Source organism: Streptomyces sp. NPDC001157 (assembly GCF_053598255.1).
Map to the genome: position 1 here is coordinate 97,113 of NZ_JBSFJW010000018.1, position 20,268 is coordinate 117,380.

14 protein-coding genes and 1 other RNA gene are annotated in these 20,268 nt (G+C 71.0%); 3 read left to right on the top strand and 12 right to left on the bottom strand.

What is annotated here, in order from left to right; genetic code table 11:
• The first annotated feature begins 55 nt into the window (after positions 1-55).
• A complete protein-coding gene (locus tag ACWDAG_RS27975; protein WP_450698314.1) occupies positions 56-2,965 on the top strand; it encodes a glycoside hydrolase family 3 C-terminal domain-containing protein in 2,910 nt (969 codons plus the stop codon).
• On the opposite strand, the gene ACWDAG_RS27980 is transcribed toward ACWDAG_RS27975, so the two are convergent.
• The 8 genes from ACWDAG_RS27980 to ftsE all read right to left on the bottom strand — a co-directional run bounded on the left by ACWDAG_RS27980 (position 2,952) and on the right by ftsE (position 10,097).
• Entirely contained in the window at positions 2,952-3,938 is a 987-nt protein-coding gene (locus ACWDAG_RS27980; protein ID WP_450698315.1) for an extracellular catalytic domain type 1 short-chain-length polyhydroxyalkanoate depolymerase, read from the bottom strand. The genes ACWDAG_RS27975 and ACWDAG_RS27980 overlap by 14 nt on opposite strands.
• A gap of 90 nt (positions 3,939-4,028) precedes the next feature.
• Positions 4,029-4,502, bottom strand: coding sequence for a hypothetical protein (locus tag ACWDAG_RS27985; protein ID WP_450698316.1), 474 nt, complete (start codon positions 4,500-4,502; stop codon positions 4,029-4,031).
• 76 nt (positions 4,503-4,578) lie between these two features.
• Positions 4,579-5,928, bottom strand: a complete 1,350-nt coding sequence (locus ACWDAG_RS27990) for a hypothetical protein (RefSeq protein WP_450698317.1) — start codon at positions 5,926-5,928, stop codon at positions 4,579-4,581.
• 160 nt (positions 5,929-6,088) lie between these two features.
• Positions 6,089-6,483: a transfer-messenger RNA gene (gene ssrA, locus ACWDAG_RS27995) on the bottom strand.
• Positions 6,484-6,594: 111 nt separating this feature from the next.
• Positions 6,595-7,137 carry an SsrA-binding protein SmpB gene (gene smpB, locus ACWDAG_RS28000; protein ID WP_030943448.1) on the bottom strand — a complete coding sequence of 181 codons (543 nt, stop codon included), beginning with the start codon at positions 7,135-7,137 and terminating at the stop codon, positions 6,595-6,597.
• Between the two features lie 69 nt (positions 7,138-7,206).
• Positions 7,207-8,385, bottom strand: a complete 1,179-nt coding sequence (locus ACWDAG_RS28005) for a S41 family peptidase (protein ID WP_450698318.1) — start codon at positions 8,383-8,385, stop codon at positions 7,207-7,209.
• 67 nt (positions 8,386-8,452) lie between these two features.
• The gene (gene ftsX, locus ACWDAG_RS28010; RefSeq protein ID WP_390664063.1) at positions 8,453-9,373 is read right to left on the bottom strand and encodes a permease-like cell division protein FtsX; all 921 of its coding nucleotides are present in this window, start codon (positions 9,371-9,373) and stop codon (positions 8,453-8,455) included.
• Positions 9,374-9,407: 34 nt separating this feature from the next.
• On the bottom strand, positions 9,408-10,097 hold the full coding sequence (gene ftsE / locus ACWDAG_RS28015; protein WP_030943440.1) for a cell division ATP-binding protein FtsE: 690 nt from the start codon (positions 10,095-10,097) through the stop codon (positions 9,408-9,410).
• Positions 10,098-10,464: 367 nt separating this feature from the next.
• Between ftsE and ACWDAG_RS28020 the strand changes: the two genes are divergently transcribed.
• Positions 10,465-10,656, top strand: coding sequence for a hypothetical protein (locus tag ACWDAG_RS28020; RefSeq protein ID WP_016438128.1), 192 nt, complete (start codon positions 10,465-10,467; stop codon positions 10,654-10,656).
• A 115-nt stretch (positions 10,657-10,771) separates the two neighbouring features.
• Here the strand turns inward: ACWDAG_RS28020 and ACWDAG_RS28025 are convergent, their stop codons facing one another.
• The 4 genes from ACWDAG_RS28025 to ACWDAG_RS28040 all read right to left on the bottom strand — a co-directional run bounded on the left by ACWDAG_RS28025 (position 10,772) and on the right by ACWDAG_RS28040 (position 16,242).
• On the bottom strand, positions 10,772-11,623 hold the full coding sequence (locus tag ACWDAG_RS28025) for a hypothetical protein (protein WP_450698319.1): 852 nt from the start codon (positions 11,621-11,623) through the stop codon (positions 10,772-10,774).
• Between the two features lie 293 nt (positions 11,624-11,916).
• Entirely contained in the window at positions 11,917-13,023 is a 1,107-nt protein-coding gene (prfB, locus tag ACWDAG_RS28030) for a peptide chain release factor 2 (RefSeq protein ID WP_450698320.1), read from the bottom strand.
• Positions 13,024-13,180: 157 nt separating this feature from the next.
• Positions 13,181-14,422, bottom strand: a complete 1,242-nt coding sequence (locus ACWDAG_RS28035; RefSeq protein ID WP_450698321.1) for a serine/threonine-protein kinase — start codon at positions 14,420-14,422, stop codon at positions 13,181-13,183.
• A 155-nt stretch (positions 14,423-14,577) separates the two neighbouring features.
• Complete coding sequence (locus ACWDAG_RS28040; protein WP_450698322.1) at positions 14,578-16,242, bottom strand: serine/threonine-protein kinase; 1,665 nt, start codon at positions 16,240-16,242, stop codon at positions 14,578-14,580.
• A 369-nt stretch (positions 16,243-16,611) separates the two neighbouring features.
• On the opposite strand from ACWDAG_RS28040, the gene ACWDAG_RS28045 reads away from it, so the two are divergent.
• The gene (locus ACWDAG_RS28045; RefSeq protein ID WP_450698358.1) at positions 16,612-20,082 is read left to right on the top strand and encodes an FHA domain-containing protein; all 3,471 of its coding nucleotides are present in this window, start codon (positions 16,612-16,614) and stop codon (positions 20,080-20,082) included.
• Positions 20,083-20,268: the final 186 nt, after the last annotated feature.

Here is a 20,268-nt window from a genome sequence, read left to right on the forward strand (position 1 = left end):
TCGACCGTGCCTGATCAACTCACCTGTGCAAGGCCCTACTTGAAGGAGCCGTGACATGAAGGGCAAGCGAAGAAGACAGAGAACCACGCTGCTGGCGGCCCTGACCCTGATCGCGGGTCTGGGCGCCACCGTCCCCGCCCACGCCGACGACCCGGCCTACCCGTTCCGCGACCCGAACCTGTCCGTGGACGCCCGCGTCCTCGACCTCCTCTCCCGCCTCACCCTCGACGAGAAGATCTCCCTCCTCCACCAGTACGAACCCGCGATCCCCCGCCTCGGCATCCAGTCCTTCCGCACCGGCACCGAGGCCCTGCACGGCGTCGCCTGGCTCGGCAAGACGACCGTGTTTCCACAGGCCGTGGGCCTGGCCTCGACCTGGGACCCGTCCCTGCTCCGCCAGGTCGGCTCGGCGGTCGGTGACGAGGCACGCGGCTTCCAGCAGACCCGCCCGGCCGGCTGGGGCCTCAACCTCTGGGCGCCCGTGGTCAACCTGCTGCGCGACCCGCGCTGGGGCCGCAACGAGGAGGGCTACTCCGAGGACCCGTATCTGACCGGCGCGATCTCCACGGCGTACGGCACGGGCCTGACGGGAGGCGACCCGGACCACCTCAAGACGGCCCCGACGATCAAGCACTTCCTCGCCAACAACAACGAGGAGCACCGCGACACCACGAGCTCCGAACTGCGCCCGCGCGTACTGAAGGAGTACGACGAGCAGGCCTTCAAGCCCGCGATAGAGGCGGACGCGGCGACGGGCGTGATGACCTCGTACAACCTGGTCAACGGCCGCCCGAACACAGTGAACCCGGCCCTCGACGACACCGTCCGCAGCTGGACCTCGAAGGACCTGCTGAACGTGACGGACGCCGCGGCGCCCGGCAACCTGGTCGGCAGCCAGGCCTACTACGGCACCCAGAGCGAGGCCGACGCGGCCGCGCTGAAGGCGGGCATCGACAGCTTCACCGACAACGACGCGAACTCCGGCCCGACGACCACGGCGGTCAAGTCGGCGCTGTCCGCAGGCCTGTTGAAGGAGTCGGACGTCGACAAGGCCGCGGGAGACGTGTTGAGCATCCGCGTCCGCCTCGGCGAGTTCGACCCCGGCGGCGGCAGGTACGGCTCCATCGACGCGTCCGTCATCGACAGCCCCGCCCACCGCGCCCTGGCCCGCAAGGCGGCCACCGAGTCGGCGGTCCTGCTGAAGAACGACGGCGTGCTGCCGCTGAAGAAGACCGGCAGTGCCGCCGTCGTCGGTCCGCTCGCCGACGCCCTCTACACGGACTGGTACTCGGGCACTCTCCCCTACGCCGTCACCCCGAAGGACGGCATCGAGTCCAAGCTCGGCTCCTCGGTCACGAGCAGCGAGGGCGTGGACCGGATCGCCCTGAAGGACACGGCGACCGGCAAGTACGTGACGGCGGGGACGGGCGAGGCGGGCGCGCCCCTGAAGGAGACGGCGGATTCCGGTACGGGAGCCCAGTTCGACGTCTTCGACTGGGGCTCCGGCATCGTGACCCTTCGCTCCGCCGCGAACGGCAAGTACGTCGGCTACAACTGGTCGAACTTCGTCAACGACCAGACCCAGCCGAACGGCTGGTTCGTACAGCAGCAGTTCAAGCTGGAGCGTCAGGACGACGGCACGTACCTGCTTCGCTACGCCGGCTACGAGACCTCCGAGTCCTGGTGGTCGAACCCGGTCTACCTGGGCCCGAGCGGAACGGACGGCACCCTCGGGCTGGTCGCCAAGGACCGGGCGGCCCATTACACCAAGGACGTGGTCCGCAGCGGTGTCGACGAGGCGGTCGCCGCGGTCAAGGGCAAGGACCAGGCGGTCGTGGTGGTCGGCTCCGACCCGTCGATCAACGGCCGCGAGGGCCACGACCGCACGGACCTGGCCCTGGCTCCGACGCAGGAGGCCCTGGTCAAGGCGGTGCGGGCGGCCAACCCGCACACGGTCGTGATCGTCGAGAACAGCTACCCGACCACGCTGGGGTCCTTGCAGAAGGAGGCCCCCGCGCTGCTGTGGACCACTCACGCGGGCCAGGAGACCGGCAACGCCCTCGCCGACCTCCTCTACGGCGACGCCGACCCGTCGGGCCGCCTCACCCAGACCTGGTACCGGTCCGAGGCCGACCTCCCGTCGATCCTCGACTACGACATCATCAAGTCGGGCCGCACCTACCAGTACTTCACGGGGCAGGCGCTCTATCCCTTCGGCTACGGCCTCTCGTACACGACGTTCGCGTACTCCGGTCTGCGGCGGGTGGGCGACGGCTACGAGGTGAAGGTCACCAACACCGGCAGCCGGGCGGGCGCGGAGGTCGTCCAGCTCTACACCCATCAGCGCACCTCCCGCGACAAACAGCCGCTCAAGCAGCTCAAGTCCTTCCAGCGGGTGTCGCTGAAGCCGGGTGAGACGAGGACGGTCCGGCTGAAGGTACGGCCGTCGGACCTGGCGCACTGGGACGTGACCCGCTCCAAGTGGGTGGTGGAGAGCGGCACTTACGACGTCCTGGTGGGCTCGTCGTCCTCCGACATCCGCGCCCGTACGGCCTGGCAGGTGAAGGGTGAGACGATCCCGCCCCGCGACCTGTCGAAGGCGACCCGCGCGGAGAACTTCGACGACTACTCCGCCGGCATCGCTCTCGTCGACGAGTCCAAGGCGAGCGGTACGGCGGTGTCGGCGACCTCCGACAGCGCGTGGCTGAAGTTCGCGGACACCCGACTGGATCCGGGTGCGGGCGAGTTCGGCGCACGGGTCGCCGGGACGTCGTCCGGCACGGTGGAGGTGCGGCTCGGCTCACCGACCGGCACCCTCGTCGGCACCGCGCACTTCGCGGGCACGTCGTCGCCGTACGACTACACGACGGTGACCGCGAAGCTGTCGGGCGCGACGAAGGGCCGTACGGACGTCTACCTGGTCCTGAGCAAGGGGGTACGCCTGTCGACGTTCACCCTGCGCTGAGGCCCCAGGCGAGCCCGAGCCGGTAGGCGGCGCACAGGTTCACATCGAGGAGGTAGGCCCCGGCGGCACCGCACTGCGCGGTGCCGCTTCCGGGGTCGACCGGCTGCCCGTGCCCCATCCCGGTGATGCTGTACGTCTCCACGACGGCCTTCCCGGCGGGATCACGGAAGACCTGGTGGGGATAGCCGGCGACGGTGTCGCCGGCGTCCGCGGTCTGGTCGGCGCCGTGCACATCGGTCCACTGCTTCATCAGGTCGGTCATGTTGACGGGCTTGACGGTGTAGTCGGCGCTGCCCTGGAAGACGGTGAGCGTGGGCCAGGGGCCACCGTACCCGGGCCGGGCGGCACGTACCCGGTCGCCCCACTGCTTCGCCGTCTGCGTGGCCCCGACGTACATGCACACATACGGCGATCCGGCGGCCTGCGCGCATCCGTACGGCAGCCCGGCGACGATCCCGCCCGCGGCGAACTTCTCCGGATAGTCCGCCATCATCACTGCGGTCATGCCACCCCCGGCGGACAGCCCGGTGACATACACCCGCGAGGCGTCCCCGCCGACGTCGGCGAGCTGCCGGTCCACCATCTGCGCGACGCTCGCGGCCTCGCCCTGCCCCCGCTCGATGTCCCCGCTCTGGAACCAGTCGAAGCAGTTCGAGGCGTTGTTGCTGCTCTGCTGCTGCGGCAGCACGACGGAGAACCCCCACCGGTCGGCCAGCTGAAGCCAGCCGCTGCCGGTGCCGTACCCGGAGGCGTCCTGCGTGCAGCCGTGCAGCGCGACGACGACGGGTCGTCCCGACGGCAGCCCGTCGGGGACGTACCGGAACATGCGCAGGGCGCCGGGGTCGGAGCCGAAGCCGGTGACTTCCTGGAGGGAGGCGGCGGCTGCTCTGCCCGGGGTGAGGAAGGCGGCGAGCAGAGCGACCAGGAGGGTCGCGAGGACCGTGAGATGACGTGCGGCTCTGGTCTGGGTCATGGGGAGGGACCGTAGAAGCGTGAACGGTCCCTCGACATGTGGTGTGGCACCACATCGGGCACCGTGCCTATGGGACGCCTTGCCGAACCCTCAGGCCGGGACCGGGCTTCCGGCTCCGTCGACGCGACGCTCACGCAGCAGCCCGCGGATGGAGCGGATCCGCCAGGCGGTGAAAGCGAGCACGACGACGCCGGTGAGGGCGGGCCACTTCCACCGGCCGGAGCTGTCCTGGGTGGCGGTGCGGGCCGAGGCGCCGTCGACGCGGGCCGCGAGGGGCTTGTCAGGAGGGGACGTCATGATGCCGTCGATCCCGACGGCGGCGATCCGCACACTGTGGTCGTCGGACTCGAAGGACCCGGCACAGGCCCATCCGTCCTCCCAGAAGTCGCTCCACGCTCCGGTGGCGCGGTGGCAGTCGGTGACCTGGACGGTACCGGGCGTGCCGGTGAGTTCGGCGTGCGCCTGGACGATGCCGTGGCCGGCGAGGAAGACACCGCCGATGAGCCCGATGACGGCGAGGCAGATCTCGCGGGGCAGCTTGGGCAGGAGACGGATCAGGAACATGCGCGGGTGGGTCCTTCGTGGGGTGGGGTGAGGTCGTACGGCCGTGCAGAGATGCGGGGCGGGGCCGGCCCGGCGGTCACTCGTCCTGGGCGAGGTACTCGATCGCGTCCGACACGTGATCCTCGCCGTAGCCGAAGCGTTCGCCGAGGGCCCGGCAGCGGGCGTACTGCCGTTTGGTGAGTGACCCGGACGCCGTGTTCAGGACTCTCAGCAGCAGCCGGAATCCGAGGTCGGTGTCGACCTGGACAACGACCTGCTCCAGGGCGGTCACGTGCTCGGGCTCCAACAGGGGTGCGGCTTCCCGGAGTTCGTGCAGGACCGCGTCCGCCAGGTCTGAGCGGACCGGGGGCAGGGCGGGGGTGTGGCCGGGGGCGACCTCGGTCAGCCGCGCCCGGCACTCCTCGGCGATGCGGCGCAGCCAGCCCGGTCCGTCGGTTGCGAAGCGGCCGGGGTCCGTGCCCGACGTGGCGACCCAGAGGGTGGTGAGCGTGTCGCCGGACAGCGGTGACCGAAGCAGCCGGACGGTGTCCTCCCACAGCACGAGCGCCTGGACGCCGGGGATGTGATAGCCGTCGGCGACGACGGTCTGGTGGAGGAGTTCGGGCGCCGGGACAGACCGCTCCCACTTCGGGTGGAACTGCCAGGCGAGCCCGGAGAACCCGAAGTCCCCGTCGAAGAGACGCCGCGCGACCTCCAGGGGCCGCCATACGACCGTGAGCCCCTCGTAGACGACGTGGTAGGGATATCCGAACGGTTCACCGAGGTCGCAGAACCTTTCGCAGCGCTCCTCCGGCACCGGCACGCCCGCCGTCTTGAGCGCCCGCAGATAGAGCCGGAACCCGAGATCGAGGTCGGCATGGGCGGCGACCTCCTCCAGCGCCGGGGCCGGACCGGGGAGTTCACCGGCGGACGCCCGGATCTCCGCGAGGATCGCCTCCCGGACGGTGGCGACGGCCGGCAGCCGCCAGAACGACCACGACGGGCCCGGTGCACGGCCCACCACCGCACGGGGCGGACGGGCCGCGCAGGTCGCGTCCATCCGAGCGAGCCAGTCGCGCACGCCGATTCCGTGCGCCTGCGGATCCCACCCGCCTCCCGTGGCGGCAAGCCACACGGCACCGAGCACCTCGTCGGACAGCGGGGAGTCCAGGAGCTTGCCCAGGTCCCTGCGGAGTTCCTCGGCATACCCGAAGTCGTCGTGGAACACGTCGAACCCGAGGATGTGGCGTTCGTCCTCGCTGAGCCGCTCGATGCCCGATGTGTCGACGGACGTCTCACCCTCGTATGCGGCGAGCTTCTCCGTGACGAGTCCGAGCGCCTTCTCCTCCGTGCCCGGCGGCGTCGACAGAGCGAACGACTCGGTCAGGCCGCTGAGCCCGAAGTCGGAGTCGTACTTCTCGAAGTAGGGGCAGAGCTGCTCCCGCACGATCTGGTCCCCCCGGTCGCAGGTCGATGCGCACGAGGGCGGAGTGGTCGGGCTCCACCGGGCGCGGCGATCACCTTATGGCACGTGTGTGGGATCTGTGAAGGTGTACACGACAAAGGCCCCGCCGCTTGGAAGCGACGGGGCCTTGCCCACATGGGATGAGTGGAGATGGCGGGAATCGAACCCGCGTCCAACGGTGCGGAATCAGGGCTTCTCCGTGTGCAGTTCGCTGCGATTTTCTCGGCCCCGGCGATCACGCGAACAAGTCGCCGACGGGCCCAGTCACTGTTTGATTTCCCTCTTCACCCCGTGACCGGGATCAAGGTTTAGTCCCCTAGCTGATGCCAGGATCCGGGTCGGGAACAGCCCCGGGCTGACACTCCCATTAAGGAGCTATTCGATCACTACCTGATCAGGCAGCGAGAGCGAAAAGCTCGGGAGAATCGCTCTTGGAATTGGCGATTATTTTTTGCGACATATGGTTTACGAGATCATTGCCGCTTCCTCGACACGCTTCCCCTGCTTCGACAGCCGCTGTCGAAACCGATCATCCCCATGTTGTGTTTTCAATCCCTCCGGAGAGGGCGTGCACCCGCTGTGGAGTGCAGTGCCATCGTACGTGAACAACGAGCGACGATGCCACCGTATTCCCGGGCGCCGGGCCGGCTAAGCGCCCCGCTGCTTCCGCTTCGCCGCCGCGATCGCCCGGTCCGACTCCCGCCGGTCCTGCTTCTCGCGCAGGGTCTGGCGCTTGTCGTACTCCTTCTTGCCTCGTGCGAGGGCGATCTCGGCCTTCGCACGGCCGTCCCTGAAGTACAGGGCGAGGGGCACGATCGTGTGACCCGTCTCCTGCGCCTTGGACTCCAGCTTGTCGATCTCCTCGCGGTGCAGCAGCAGCTTGCGCTTGCGGCGCGCGGAGTGGTTGGTCCAGCTGCCCTGGTGGTACTCCGGGATGTGGGCGTTGTGCAGCCACGCCTCACCGCGGTCGATCTGGACGAAGCCGTCGGTCAGCGAGGTGCGCCCTTCGCGCAGTGACTTGACCTCGGTGCCGGTCAGCACGAGACCGGCCTCGTAGGTGTCGACGATCGCGTAGTCGTGCCGGGCCTTCTTGTTCTGGGCGACGATCTTGCGCTTGCCGCCCTTCTCGCCGTCCCTGGCCTTCGCGGCCGCCCCGCCCTGCTTGGGCTGGGACTCCTTCGGTACGTACATTCCCTTGCTCATAGTGCCGTCCATTTTCGCACTACGCGGGGGTGTCCGGGCCAGTCCTTTACGGGCTGTCTAGTCGGCGTCGCCCAGGCCGCCGAGCACGGTCTCGGCCCGCTGCACGGCCGCCTGGCCCTGCGAGGTGACGTCCAGGTCGGGGGTGATGCCCCGGCCGTCGACGCTGCGGCCGGAAGGGGTGCGGTAGTGCCCGACGGTCAGTTCGGCGACGGAGCCGCCGGGGAGCTGCCTCGGCATCTGGACCGAGCCCTTGCCGAAGGTGCGGGAGCCCACGACGACCGCACGGCCGCGGTCCTGGAGGGCGCCGGTGAGGAGCTCGGCCGCGCTCATCGTGCCGCCGTCGACGAGCGCGACCAGGGGTCTGGTGGTGTCGGCGCCCGGGGCGGCGTGCAGGGCCTGCTGCTCACCGTTGACGTCGTAGGTGGCGACGAGGCCGCCGTCGAGGAAGGCGGAGGCGGCGGTCACGGCCTCGGTGACCAGGCCGCCGGAGTTGCCGCGCAGGTCGAGGATGATCCCCGCGCCCGCGGGGGCCTGCCGTACGGCGGTGCGGACGACGTCGCCGGAGCCCTTGGTGAACGCGGCGATCCTGATCACGGTGACCCCGTCGGCGAGCTTTCGAACGGCGACCGAATCGGTGGACAGATGGGCGCGGCGCAAAGTCTCGGTCCACGCGCGCGTGCCGCGCTGCAGGCCCAGCCGGACCGCCGTACCGGCGGCCGCGTCCTGCGCGTCGCCGCGCAGTAACGACACGACCTCGGTGACGGGCTGCCCGTCGACCTTCTCTCCGTCGATGCTGCGCAGCCGGTCGCCCTTGCGGATCCCGGCGGCGGCAGCGGGCGATCCGTCTGCAACCTTGGTCACCTCGATACGGCCGTCCCGCTCGCGCCGCGCCCACAGGCCGACCCCGGTGTACTGGCCGTCGAGGGCCTCCTCGAACTCCTGGTACTCGCCCTCGGAGTAGACGGCGCCCCAGCGGTCCCCGCTGCGGCTGACCGCGCGCTCGGCGGCCTCCATCGGGGACTTGCCGTCGGCCATGGCCTCCTCCGCCGCCTTCGCCACGTCCTCGTGATGACCGGCGGGCACGGCCGAACGGGCCCCGCCGGACGGGGATTTCCGGTCGACCTCGGAGAAGGAGCCGGTCGCCGCACCCGCGACGAGGACGCTCGCGAAGACCAATGTCAGGACGGCCCCGCGGCGAATGCGGCGGGGCTGGCAGAACAGGTCACGACCTGACATGCCGGTGAGTCTAGGACAACAAGAAGGGCCGTACGGCCGGTTGACCGTACGGCCCTCTTGGCATGCATCACACCTTCAGGTACTTGCGCAGCGCGAAGAACGCGGCAAGCGCAGGCATCAGCAGACTCGTGGCGAGGATGAGCGGCAGCTTGGTCAGGACGGCGTCCCAGCCGATGAAGTTGATCAGATTCAGCTTCTGGGACAGGGCCAGACCATGGTCGATGATGAAGTACCGCGCGACCACCAGGAATCCGCACGCCACCGTTCCGCCGATGAGCCCGGCGACGGCCGCCTCCATGATGAACGGTGCCTGGATGTAGAAGCCCGAGGCACCGACCAGGCGCATGATCCCGGTCTCGCGCCGCCGGCTGAACGCGGACACCCGCACGGTGTTGACGATCAGCATCAGCGCGACCACCAGCATCAGCGCCATCACGGCCCGCGCGGCCCAGTTCATACCGTTGAGGAGCCCGAACAAGTTGTCCAGAATGCCCTTTTGGTCCTGCACGGACTGCACACCGTCACGCCCGTCGAAGGCGGTCGCGATGACCTGGTACTTCTCCGGGTCCTTCAGCTTGATCCGGTACGACTCCTGCATCTGGTCCGGCGTGAGGGAACTGGCCAGCGGGGAGTCGCCGAACTGCTCCTTGTAGTGCTTGTACGCCGCGTCCTGCGACTCGTACGTGACCTTCTGGACGACCGTCGTCATCTTGTCCAGGTCGGCGAGGATCTGCTTCTTCTGGTCGTCGGTCACCGCGCCCTTGGCGCAGTTCGGGTCGGACTCGGCGTCGCTCTTGTTGCAGAGGAAGATCGAGACGTTGACCTTGTCGTACCAGTAGCCCTTCATGGTGCTGACCTGGTCGCTCATGAGGAGCGACCCGCCGAACAGGGCCAGGGACAGGGCGACGGAGACGATGACCGCGAAGGTCATGGTCAGGTTGCGGCGGAGACCGACACCGATCTCGGAGAGTACGAACTGTGCGCGCATGGCGACTGGTTGAGCCTTTCCGGGGACGTGGCGGTCAGTGCTGGTAGCCGTAGACGCCGCGTGCCTGGTCGCGGACGAGGCGGCCCTTCTCCAGCTCGATGACGCGCTTGCGCATCTGGTCCACGATGTTCTGGTCGTGCGTCGCCATCACCACGGTGGTGCCGGTCCGGTTGATCCGGTCGAGCAGCTTCATGATGCCGACGGAGGTCTGCGGGTCGAGGTTGCCGGTCGGCTCGTCCGCGATGAGCAGTTTGGGCCGGTTGACGAAGGCGCGGGCGATCGCCACTCGCTGCTGCTCACCACCGGACAGTTCGCCGGGCATCCGGTCCTCCTTGCCGCCGAGCCCGACGAGGTCGAGCACCTGCGGCACGGACTTGCGGATCTCGCCCTTCGACTTGCCGATGACCTCCTGCGCGAAGGCGACGTTCTCCGCCACCGTCTTGTTCGGCAGCAGCCGGAAGTCCTGGAACACCGTCCCCAACTGGCGCCGCATCTGCGGCACCTTCCAGTTGGACAGGCGCGCGAGGTCCTTGCCCAGAACGTGCACCTGACCGTGGCTGCACCGCTCCTCGCGGAGGATCAGCCGCAGAAAGGTGGACTTTCCGGAGCCCGAGGACCCCACGAGGAACACGAACTCGCCCTTCTCCACTTCCAGGGACACATCCCTGAGTGCAGGACGGGTCTGCTTGGGGTAGACCTTGGAGACGTTGTCGAATCGGATCACGGATGCACCACGGGTCGCCGGGGGTAGATGAGCGTGACCATACGCGAGTCGGGTGCACAAGCGCAGGCAGCGGTTGGGGTTGGGAGGGGGTTGTGCCGTTTTGTGCGGGGCTTTGTAACGGGCCTGGGGGCAGCGCCGGCAAGGGGCGCGGGGCTGTATCGATTTGCGGCTCCGCCGCGGGGCGCGACAAGCCCCCACTCACCCGCAGCCGCGAGACAAGCCTCACATCCCCTCTGGAGGCGCCCCCGCGCACCCTCCGGGAGGAACCCGCGCACCCTCCGGAGGAACCTGGCACAGTAGAGAGGGGAACGTTCGGCAACCACAAACCGTTCTCCCAGTGGAACGTATTCGCAAGGAGGGCGAGCGCATGACGTACGACCGGCTGGTGTGCGCAAACTGCGCGGCGCCCGTGAGCGAGGGCCGGTGCCCCGTGTGCCGTGCGAACCGCGAGCGGCTGCAGCAGGAGAACTTCTTCGCGGGGCTCAACCCCATGGCGCTGATCGCACTGCTCGCAGTGCTGATCGCGGCGGTGGCGCTGCTGGCGCACCAGACCGCATAGAGCGCGGCACAACGGCACACAGGGGCTCGAAGACGCCCGAGGGGCCCGGAGCGATGCACGCTCCGGGCCCCTCGTCATACGTCGTCACACACATTGCGTGTGCGCACGGCTACCGTCAGGCAGCCGCACCGCCACGGCCGCCCACGAGGCGCGGCAGAATGCGGAAGCCGACGCCACCGGCGATCATGGTGGCGGCACCGATGATCAGGAAGGTCGTCTGGCCGGCACCGGTCTCGGCGAGCTGCTGACCCTTGCCCTGGGTCTGGGTCGTGGTGTCCGAGCCCGTGTCCTGGAGGGCCGAGGAGCCCTCGTCCTGGGCGGAGGTGTCGGAGTTACCGTCGGGGTTGGTGTTGGAGTTGCCACCACCGTGGTTCCCGTTGCCGCTGCCACCCGAGTTGCCGTTGCCGCCACCCGTGGTGCTGCCACCGGTCGTGTCACCACCAGTGGTGCTGCCGCCACCCGTGGTGCTGCCACCGCCCGTGGTGTCGCCGCCGGTCGTGGCACCGCCCGTGGTGTCGCCACCGGTCGTCGCGCCGCCCGTGGTGTCGCCACCGGTGGTGTCACCGCCCGTGGTGTCACCGCCCGTGGTGTCACCGCCCGTGGTGCCGCCACCGATCACGCCACCGATCACGCCACCCGTGGTGTCACCGCCGGTGGTGTCACCGCCAGTGGTGGTGCCACCGGTCGTGTCACCACCCGTGGTGTCACCGCCGGTCGTCGCACCGCCGGTCGTGCTGCCGCCGGTGGTGCCACCGGGGTCGCAGGTCGGGTCGAGAACGATGTCGCACGGGCCGCCGCCCGTACCCCCGGTGTCGTCGCCGCCGGTGTTGACACCCACGTTGACACCGGCCACGTTCACGTCGATACCCACCGCGGAAGCGGCACCGGCGGCGGTCAGCGAGGCACCGGCAGCGATCACTGCGCCAGCGGCTACCCGCGCGACGCGGAGCCGCGTCTTCTTCGTCATAAGGTTGCTACCCCCAGTAGCTCATCGTCATTGAGGCGGCGCTCGGGGGCCGTGATCGACGGAGGTAACTGCGCTGCAAAAATCCCCCGGTTCACATGCGCCCCAGAGATACGCATGCCGCGCTTTACCCTTCCCATTTTTCAAAGCAACGTCAAGGGCGTTGCGTGCGCAATGTCCACTTGCGTCTTGTTTACATCGAGTTGGAACCTGTGAGTGTGATGTAAAACCCAGACAAACAGCAACTGCCGCCCATGGGGCGGCAGTTGGCAAGTCGACAAAGTTACTTCACTCGGCTACTTCTCCTGCTGCTTGCGCCAGCGAATTCCGGCCTCGAGGAACCCGTCGATCTCACCGTTGAACACGGCCTCGGGGTTGCCGACTTCGAACTCGGTGCGCAGGTCCTTCACCATCTGGTACGGGTGCAGGACGTACGAACGCATCTGGTTGCCCCAGGAGTTGCCGCCGTCGCCCTTCAGGGCGTCCATCTTGGCCTGCTCCTCCTGGCGGCGACGCTCAAGGAGCTTGGCCTGGAGGACGTTCATCGCGGTGGCCTTGTTCTGGATCTGCGACCGCTCGTTCTGGCAGGAGACGACGATGCCCGTGGGGAGGTGGGTGAGGCGCACCGCGGAGTCGGTGGTGTTGACGCCCTGGCCGCCGGGGCCCGAGGACCGGTACACGTCCACGCGCAGCTCGGACTCGTCGATCTCGATGTGGTCGGTCTGCTCGACCACGGGGAGCACCTCGACGCCCGCGAAGGAGGTCTGGCGGCGCCCCTGGTTGTCGAAGGGCGAGATGCGCACGAGCCGGTGGGTGCCCTGCTCGACCGAGAGGGTGCCGTAGGCGTACGGCACCTGCACGGCGAAGGTGGTCGACTTGATGCCGGCCTCTTCCGCGTACGACGTCTCGATGAGCTCGGTCTTGTAGCCCTTGGCCTCCGCCCAGCGCAGGTACATCCGCTGGAGCTTCTCCGCGAAGTCGGCGGCGTCGACGCCACCGGCCTCGGCGCGGATGTTGACGAGCGCCTCACGGGAGTCGTACTCCCCGCTCAGGAGCGTCCGGACCTCCATCTCGTCCAGCGCCTTCTTGACGGCGGCGAGCTCGGACTCGGCCTCGGCGCGGGTGTCCGGGTCGTCCTCCTCCTCGGCCATCTCGAAGAGCACGGCGAGATCGTCGATCCGCCCGCGCAGCGCCTCGGCCTTCCTGACCTCGGCCTGCAGGTGGCTCAGCTTGCTGGTGATCTTCTGCGCCTCGTCCGGGTTGTCCCACAGGGACGGCGCGGCCGCCTGCTCCTCGAGCACGGCGATGTCTGCCCTCAGCTTGTCGAGGTCCAGAACGGCCTCGATCGACTCCATGGTCGAGGAGAGGGACTTGAGCTCTTCGGATACATCGACGACTGCCACACCCCCAGCGTAACGGCTCCGCCAAGCGGGCAGCGCCGGGCCGCTGGGCCGGGCTGTGGCCAGGGGTCTCGGCGCCGTCTGCTGGGGGCTACCGCCCCCGGACCCCCGCTTTCGGCCCTTAAAGGGCCTCGTCCTCAAACGCCGGACGGGCGGAGAACTACGGCGAAGCCGGCGCCGAGTGCTTCGAGTCCTGTGGTGTCGCCCCCGCGTCGTCCCCCGACGTCGCCAGCCACGTCCCCACTCCGGCCGCTGTCACCAGTATCGCCGCGGCCGTCCCCAGCACGACCCGGCGCCGGCGCGTCACCGCTTTGTGCCGCGCGGACCCCGGCCGGGGCGTGCCCGCCGCACGCGGCACCCGGGCCGTGCCGCGGGCACCCCCTGCCAGCTCGTCCGGGGCCGGGACCCTCATCGACGTATGGGTGTCCCGGTTGGAGTCGGCCGGCTTCGCGCCCGGTACCAGAGGGACCGCACCGCGCCGTACCCGTTCACGGGTCGGGGCCGCGGCCTCCCCGGCCGTCGTCTCGGGCTCCTCCGTCGGCTCCGTGTCCGGCTCGTCCACGTCCAGCGGCGGCATCCCCGCGACCAGCGGCAGCAGCTCCCGCAGCCGGGCGCCCAGCTCCGAGGCGCGCAGCCGGGAGGCCGGCGCCTTGGCCAGGCACTGCACGAGGAGCTGCCAGAGCTCGTCCGGGATGCCCGGGAGCGGGACGACCGTCTCCGTGACGTGACGGCGCAGCACCGCGCCCGGGTGTCCGCCGCCGAACGGGGTGAAGCCCGCCAGCAGCTCGTAGAGGACGGTCGCGAGGGCGTAGATGTCGACCGCCGCGCGTGGGGGCAGGCCCTCGACGATCTCCGGGGCCAGGTAGTCCGGGGTGCCGATGATCTTCGTCGCGCGGGTGCGGCGCGGGGAGTCGATGAGCTTCGCGATGCCGAAGTCGGTCAGGAGGGCGGGGTGGGAGCCGCCGGGCCCCAGCGGGCCCTGCATGTCGAGGAGCACGTTCTCCGGCTTGACGTCGCGGTGCACGACGCCCGCCGCATGCGCGGCGGCGAGGCCGTCGGCGACGTCGGCCACGATCGCCACCGCCGCCGCGGGCGCCAGCCGGCGTTCGCGGTCGAGGCGGGTGCGCAGGTCGGTGCCGCGGACCAGGTCCATGACCAGCGCGAGGTCGTTGCCGTCCACCACCAGGTCGCGGACGGAGACGACGTTCGGGTGGTCGAGACCGAGCAGCGCCGTGCGCTCCTGCACGAAGCGGCCGACGAGTTCCTGGTCGGACGCGAGATCCTCGCGCAGCAGCTTGATGGCGACGGGTCCCTCGGGCCCCTCGCCCAGCCACACCGTGCCGGCGCTGCCCCGCCCCAGGATCTGGTTCGCGGTGTACCGGCTGCCGATCTTCCGTGCCAAGACTGCTCCTACGGGACGCGTTGTGTCGCTGCTGCGCCTTCCTGGGGGACAACCCCCAGACCCCCAGCCGACAAAACTACGCGTCCGAGGAGCCAACCTTCACCGCAGAGACGGAAATCACCCGCCAGGTGTCGACAAATCACCAAGCTCGCTGCTCAGTTGCCGCCGTTCCCGCCTTTTCCTCCGACCAGATCGCCCAGTTTTCCGATCCAGCCGCTCACGGTGCTGAACATGTCGGACAGCTGCTGCCAGTAGCTCTTGGTCGTACCGATCCACTCCTGGAGCGGGCTCAGCTCCCAGACCAGCCAGCCCGCGACGAACAGGATGACGATCGTGAACAGGCAGCCCTTGAGACAGCCGAGCCCGGGGATCTTCATCGGGTTGGCGCTGCGCTGCCGCTGTCGTGGCTCCCTGGGCTCCCGGGCGGGCTGCTGGGGCTGCTGCGGAGGGGCGTACCGCTGGGGCTGCTGGTGCTGCGGCGGGGCGTACTGCTGCGGCTGTTGCTGCTGCGGATAGCCGTACGCCTGCTGCGGTCGCTGCTGCTGGGGGCGCTGCTGCTGCGGGCGGGCGACCTGCCGCTGGGGGCGGCGGCGCAGCGGGTCCTCGTTCGGGTCGAGGTACTGCTGGACCTGTGTCTGCTCGTTGCGGTCTCGGGCGGCGCGCAGCTGGTTCTGCCAGGGGTGCGGCTGCTCGGGCTGCTGCCCCGGCTGGCCTTGCGGCACCGGCGGCATGACGGCGGTCGGGTCCGCGGCCCCGGTGTTCGGGAGTACGGCGGTGGGGTCGGCGGCGCCCGCCGGGCCCGGTCCGCCGTTATGGGGCAGGAAGCTGGTCGCCGCGTTCGGGTCGTACGAGCCCGCTCCGTGCTGCAGAACCTGCGTGGGGTCGGCCGAGCCGGGGACGGCCGCCGGCGTCGGGTCAGGGGCCAGCAGGGCGCCGACGGCCTCCGCGGCGGCGATCTGCGCGGCGTTCGCGTGCACACCGACGCCATCAGCGACGACGCGCAGGGCGCGCGCGAGGTTCTCGGCGCTGGGCCTGTCGTCCGGGTTCTTGCTCAGGCAGCGCTCTATGACCGTCCAGAGCGGGTCCGGGATCGTGGACGGGCGGCGCGGCTCGGCACTCAAGTGCTGGTGCAGTACTTCCAGGGCCGATCCGCCGCCGAAGGGGGGACGGCCGGTGACCAGCTCGTACATCAGGATGCCGGCGCCGTAGATGTCGACGGCCGAGGTCTGCGGGCGGCCCTCGGCGGACTCAGGTGCGACGTACGCGGGCGTGCCGACGAACTCGTGGGTGCGGGTCAGGCCCGGGGAATCGGCCAGGCGCGCGATGCCGAAGTCGGTGAGCATCGGGTGCATCTGGCCGCCGTCCTGCTTGAGCAGGACGTTGGCGGGCTTCAGGTCGCGGTGCACGACGCCGTCGGCGTGGCTGGCGGCGAGCGCGTCGGCGATCTGGGCGGTGAGCAGGGACGCGGCGACGGGGCTGAAGGGGCCGTTCTCGCGCAGGTAGCGGTGCAGGTCGGGGCCGTCGACCAGGTCCATGACCAGTGCCAGCAGATCGCCCTCGACGACCAGGTCGCGCACCCGCACGATGTTCGGGTGGGTCAGCCGCAGCAGCACGGAGCGCTCTCTGAGGAAGCGCATCACGATGTCCGCGTCGTTCGCGAGCTCTTCCTTGAGAACCTTGATCGCGACGGTCTCGCCGGGCTGACCGGGCACGGCGGCCTCGGCCCCCGCGGTCTCTCGCTGGCGGGCCCGCCAGACGGTGCCCGTGGCGCCGCGACCGAGCGGCTCCTCGAGCAGGTACTTGCTGCCTACCGGCCGCACGTCATGTGCTCCCTGCTGCTTGCTTACCGTTCCGACCCACTGTAGTGCCGCTGTGTGCGGCACCGACCTGTCGCCGTCCCAGCGTCTTACGTACGCCTCCCCGTGCATGTTCGAAGGAAAGACGCTCGACTTGGTCCACCGGTTGCCCGAAGCGGGCGTGACTGATCTCAAGCGGTCTGCGCTGTGTCATCTGTCAGGCACTTTTGCGGGCAGAGCCGACCATTCAAGATCACTTGCCCCCGAGCGGCGGGCGCGTTGTCAGTGGCAGGTGCGAGGATGCGTGGAGTACCAGTACTGGCCGATGTGCTCGTGTGGGGTGGGGGTAGTCCGCGCCCGCGCAGACGCGCGCAGAAGGGACCGCTGACGGCGATGCAGATCCGGCTGACCGTCGTAGACCCCCTGGGCCCGCCCGACCGCGCGCGGGGCCGCACGGCGAGCTGCGACGTGCTGGTCACGGCACCCGCCGGCACGGCCCTGGCCGCGGTGGCGTCGGCGCTGGCCTCGGCGGTCGCGGGCGACGCGGGCGCCTCGGCCTCCGGCGGCGCGGTGGTGCTGTACGCGGGCGCGGAGCGTCTGGACGACCGCCGCAGCACGCTCGGCGAGCCCCCGTTGATCGACGGCGCGGTGCTCTCCCTGGGCGCCCCGGCCGAGCCGGAACCGCACCCGGAGCTGGACGACGCCCCGACCCAGCTGCATGTGATCGCGGGTCCGGACGCGGGTGGCGTGCACCTCCTGCACGGCGGAGAGATCCGCATCGGCCGCTCCGCCGACGCGGACGTCCCGCTCGACGACCCGGACGTCTCCCGCCTCCACTGCGCGGTCACGGTCGCCGCGGACGGCCAGGTCTCGGTCGCCGACCTCGACTCCACGAACGGCACGACCCTGGACGGCACCCGCCTGAGCACCCGCCCGGTGCGCTTCACACCGGGCGCACTGCTCCGCATCGGCGAGTCGGCACTGCGGGTTGCTCCGGCCGGGGGACCGGGGGCTCGGGTGCCGACGGCTCCGGACGGGGAGGGGCATGTCCGGGTGGCCTCCGGGGGCGAGCGCGATTCAGACACCGCCGACGGGACACCGACGGCTCCTGCGATCGGCACCCCCTCGCCCGAAGCGGACCCTCACGCCCGCGTGGCCGACGGCGGCGACCCCTCCGCCACCCCCTCGCGCGGTATGCCCACCGCCCAGGGACACGGCTCCGGTGAACCCCTGCTGGTGCCCGAGCAGGGCGGGGCGCCGCGGATGGAGATGGGGGCCGCAGGAGCATCCGCAGCGGGCGGCGACACTCACGCGGGCCGCTTCGGTGCGGTCGTATGGGAGACGCCCGCCGCACCGGACGGCACAGACGCCCCCGAAACCGGCCGCCGCAAGGGAACCCCGCTCCGCGGGACCGACGTGCCGCCGGGCCTGCGCAGGCGCGGTGGGCTCTCCGCGTGGGCGCGACGACTGGCCGGCGGCCGCGGCGAGCAGGCCATGGCCGAGCATGACGTGTACGACGAGGACGACACTCCCGACATGACGGCGGGGCCCGCCCCCCGCACCGGCCCCCAGCTCGCGGAGACCTGGCCGGACCCGGCCGCGCTGCTGCTGACGGCGCTCGGGCCGGGCCCCCGGCTGTGGGAGCGCGGGCCGGGGCACCCGGAGGCGCTCACGGTGCGGCTCGGCACGGCGGACCGGGCGGCGCCCGACGGCTCCGGCCTGCTGCCCGCGGTGCCGGTGACCGCGGATCTGCGCGAGGCCGGGGCGCTGGGCCTGGCCGGCCCCCGCACCCGGCTGTCCGGGCTGGCCCGCGCGGTGCTGGCCCAGCTGGCAGCGCTGCACTCGCCCGAGGCCCTGGAGATCGTCCTGATCGCCGCGGACCGCTCCCGCCCGCTGGAGGAGCGCACCGCGGAATGGTCCTGGCTCGGCTGGCTCCCCCATCTGCGCCCCGGCCACGGCCAGGACTGCCGCCTCCTCCTCGCCTACGACCGCGAACAGGCCACGGCCCGCACCGACGAGCTGCTGCGGCGCCTGGAGGACCAGCAGACGGAGGCGAGGCACGGAACCCGCCCGGCGGCACCACGCGCCTCCGACCTCCAGGCCCACCGGCCCTCCTGGGCCCGGACTGACGACGGCGTGGAGGAGCCGGACGCCTTCGCCGGGCCGTACACCGTGGTCGTCGTGGACGGCGACCCCGGCGGCGCCGCGGTGCGGGAGGCGGTGGCCCGGCTGGCGCTGGAGGGACCGCGGGCCGGGATACATGTCGTCTGCCTCGCCGAGACGCTGTCGGCCTCGCCCGCGTCACCGGTGACGGAGACGTACGAGGCGGCGTGCGCGGTGGCACCGGCTTTCCGCGACTGCGGCGCGGTCGCGCTGCTCAGCGGGGACGTGGCTACGGCACTGCGGCTGATGCGGGTCGCGCGGACCGGTTCCGCAGCTTCCGGAGGCGCGACCACGGACCGCCCGCCGACGCCGGCGGCCCCGCCCGTCCGCACGGAACCGGTGTCACCGGCCGACACCCACACCATGCCCAGGCCCGTGCCCGCGCCCATGACCACGGCCACCGCCCGCCCGCAGTCCGGCCCCATAGGCCCCGGCACCGTGGCCGCCGTGGACGCCGTCTCGCTCGCCTGGGCCGAGCGGTTCGCGCGGGCGCTGGCGCCGCTCCGGACGGACGGTTCCGGAACCGAGCGGCAGGCACGCGTGTCCGTGCCGTTGCCCCAAGCGGCGCGGCTGCTGGACGAGTTGGGGCTTGCGAGGGCCACCCCGGCTTCGCTGATGGCGCGTTGGGCGGACGCGGCGGACGACGCGCAGGCGCTCGGCGGGCGGGCCTGGGCCGTGCTCGGCGCCGGCCCGCGCGGCCCGGTCAGCGCGGACCTCGCCGCCGACGGCCCGCACCTGCTGATCGAGGGCCCGGCGGGCAGCGGACGCACCGAGCTGCTGCGGGCGATGGTCGCGTCGCTGGCCGCAGCCGAGCGCCCCGACCGGCTGGGCATCGTCCTGATGGACGGCCGGGACAGCGTGGGCGCCGCGGGTACGCCCTCCGGAAGCGGCCCCGGCGACGGCCTGCGGGTCTGCACGGACGTCCCGCACGTCACGACCCACCTCACCGCCAACGACCCCGTCCGCATGCGGGAGTTCGCGCAGTCCCTGAGCGCCGAGCTGAAGCGCCGGGCCGAGCTGCTGGGCCGCTCCACCTTCACCGAGTGGCACACGGGCCGGGAACTGTCGGAGCGCATGGTGGCCCAGCGGGCGACCGGTACGACCGCGACCGGCGACCTGGACTCCCCGCCCAGCTCGACGATTCGGCTGCGTCCGGGGGCGGCGCGCCGGCAGACGGAAGCGGCACCGCCTCTCCCCCGGCTGGTGGTGGTCGTGGACGACCTGGACGCCCTGGTCTCCCCCGCGCTCGGCTCACCGGGCCGCCCGGCCGCGGGTTCCGTCATGCGGGCGCTGGAGGCGGTGGCCCGCGAGGGCGAGCGACTCGGCGTCCACCTGGTGGCCGCAACCGCCCCCGGCGGCCGTGCGGCGGACACGGAACCCGCCCGGAAGGCCACCCTCCGGGTGGCCCTCGACGCCCCGGGCAGCGGCCCTGACGACCCGGCACCGGGCCGCGGCAGCCTGACCCGCCCCGACGGCCGGACGACCCCCTTCCAGGGCGGCCGCGTCACGGGCCGCATCCCCCGCACGGCCACCCTCCGCCCCACGGTCGTCCCCCTGGACTGGCAGCGCATGGGCGACCCCCCGACCCGCAGGCCCGTACGAGAACTGGGCAACGGCCCGACGGACCTGGCCCTGCTGGCCAGCGCACTGGAGCGGGCGGCACGGGAGGTCTCGGCGTCCGAAGTCCCGTCACTTCTGTAGCGCCGGTTCACTTCTGTAGCGCCGGTCGGCGGCAGCCCCCAGCAGACGGTCACACCAACACCGAACACCCGGTCACGAGGGGGTCACGATCCCCGGGTTGACAGCGGACGCGCACTTGCCGACCCCACCCCACGGGCGTAGACCAGATCACACGGGACAGCGCTCGACGTTCGACGAAGAACGGAG

Bases quoted from the DNA above. Each gene is read 5' to 3' on its own strand.
- ACWDAG_RS27975 (WP_450698314.1), top strand. From the start codon at position 56: ATGAAGGGCAAGCGAAGAAGACAGAGAACCACGCTGCTGGCGGCCCTG.
- ACWDAG_RS27980 (WP_450698315.1), bottom strand. From the start codon at position 3,938: ATGACCCAGACCAGAGCCGCACGTCATCTCACGGTCCTCGCGACCCTC.
- ACWDAG_RS27985 (WP_450698316.1), bottom strand. From the start codon at position 4,502: ATGTTCCTGATCCGTCTCCTGCCCAAGCTGCCCCGCGAGATCTGCCTC.
- smpB (WP_030943448.1), bottom strand. From the start codon at position 7,137: ATGTACGTACCGAAGGAGTCCCAGCCCAAGCAGGGCGGGGCGGCCGCG.
- ACWDAG_RS28005 (WP_450698318.1), bottom strand. From the start codon at position 8,385: ATGTCAGGTCGTGACCTGTTCTGCCAGCCCCGCCGCATTCGCCGCGGG.
- ftsX (WP_390664063.1), bottom strand. From the start codon at position 9,373: ATGCGCGCACAGTTCGTACTCTCCGAGATCGGTGTCGGTCTCCGCCGC.
- ACWDAG_RS28020 (WP_016438128.1), top strand. From the start codon at position 10,465: ATGACGTACGACCGGCTGGTGTGCGCAAACTGCGCGGCGCCCGTGAGC.
- ACWDAG_RS28025 (WP_450698319.1), bottom strand. From the start codon at position 11,623: ATGACGAAGAAGACGCGGCTCCGCGTCGCGCGGGTAGCCGCTGGCGCA.
- ACWDAG_RS28045 (WP_450698358.1), top strand. From the start codon at position 16,612: ATGCAGATCCGGCTGACCGTCGTAGACCCCCTGGGCCCGCCCGACCGC.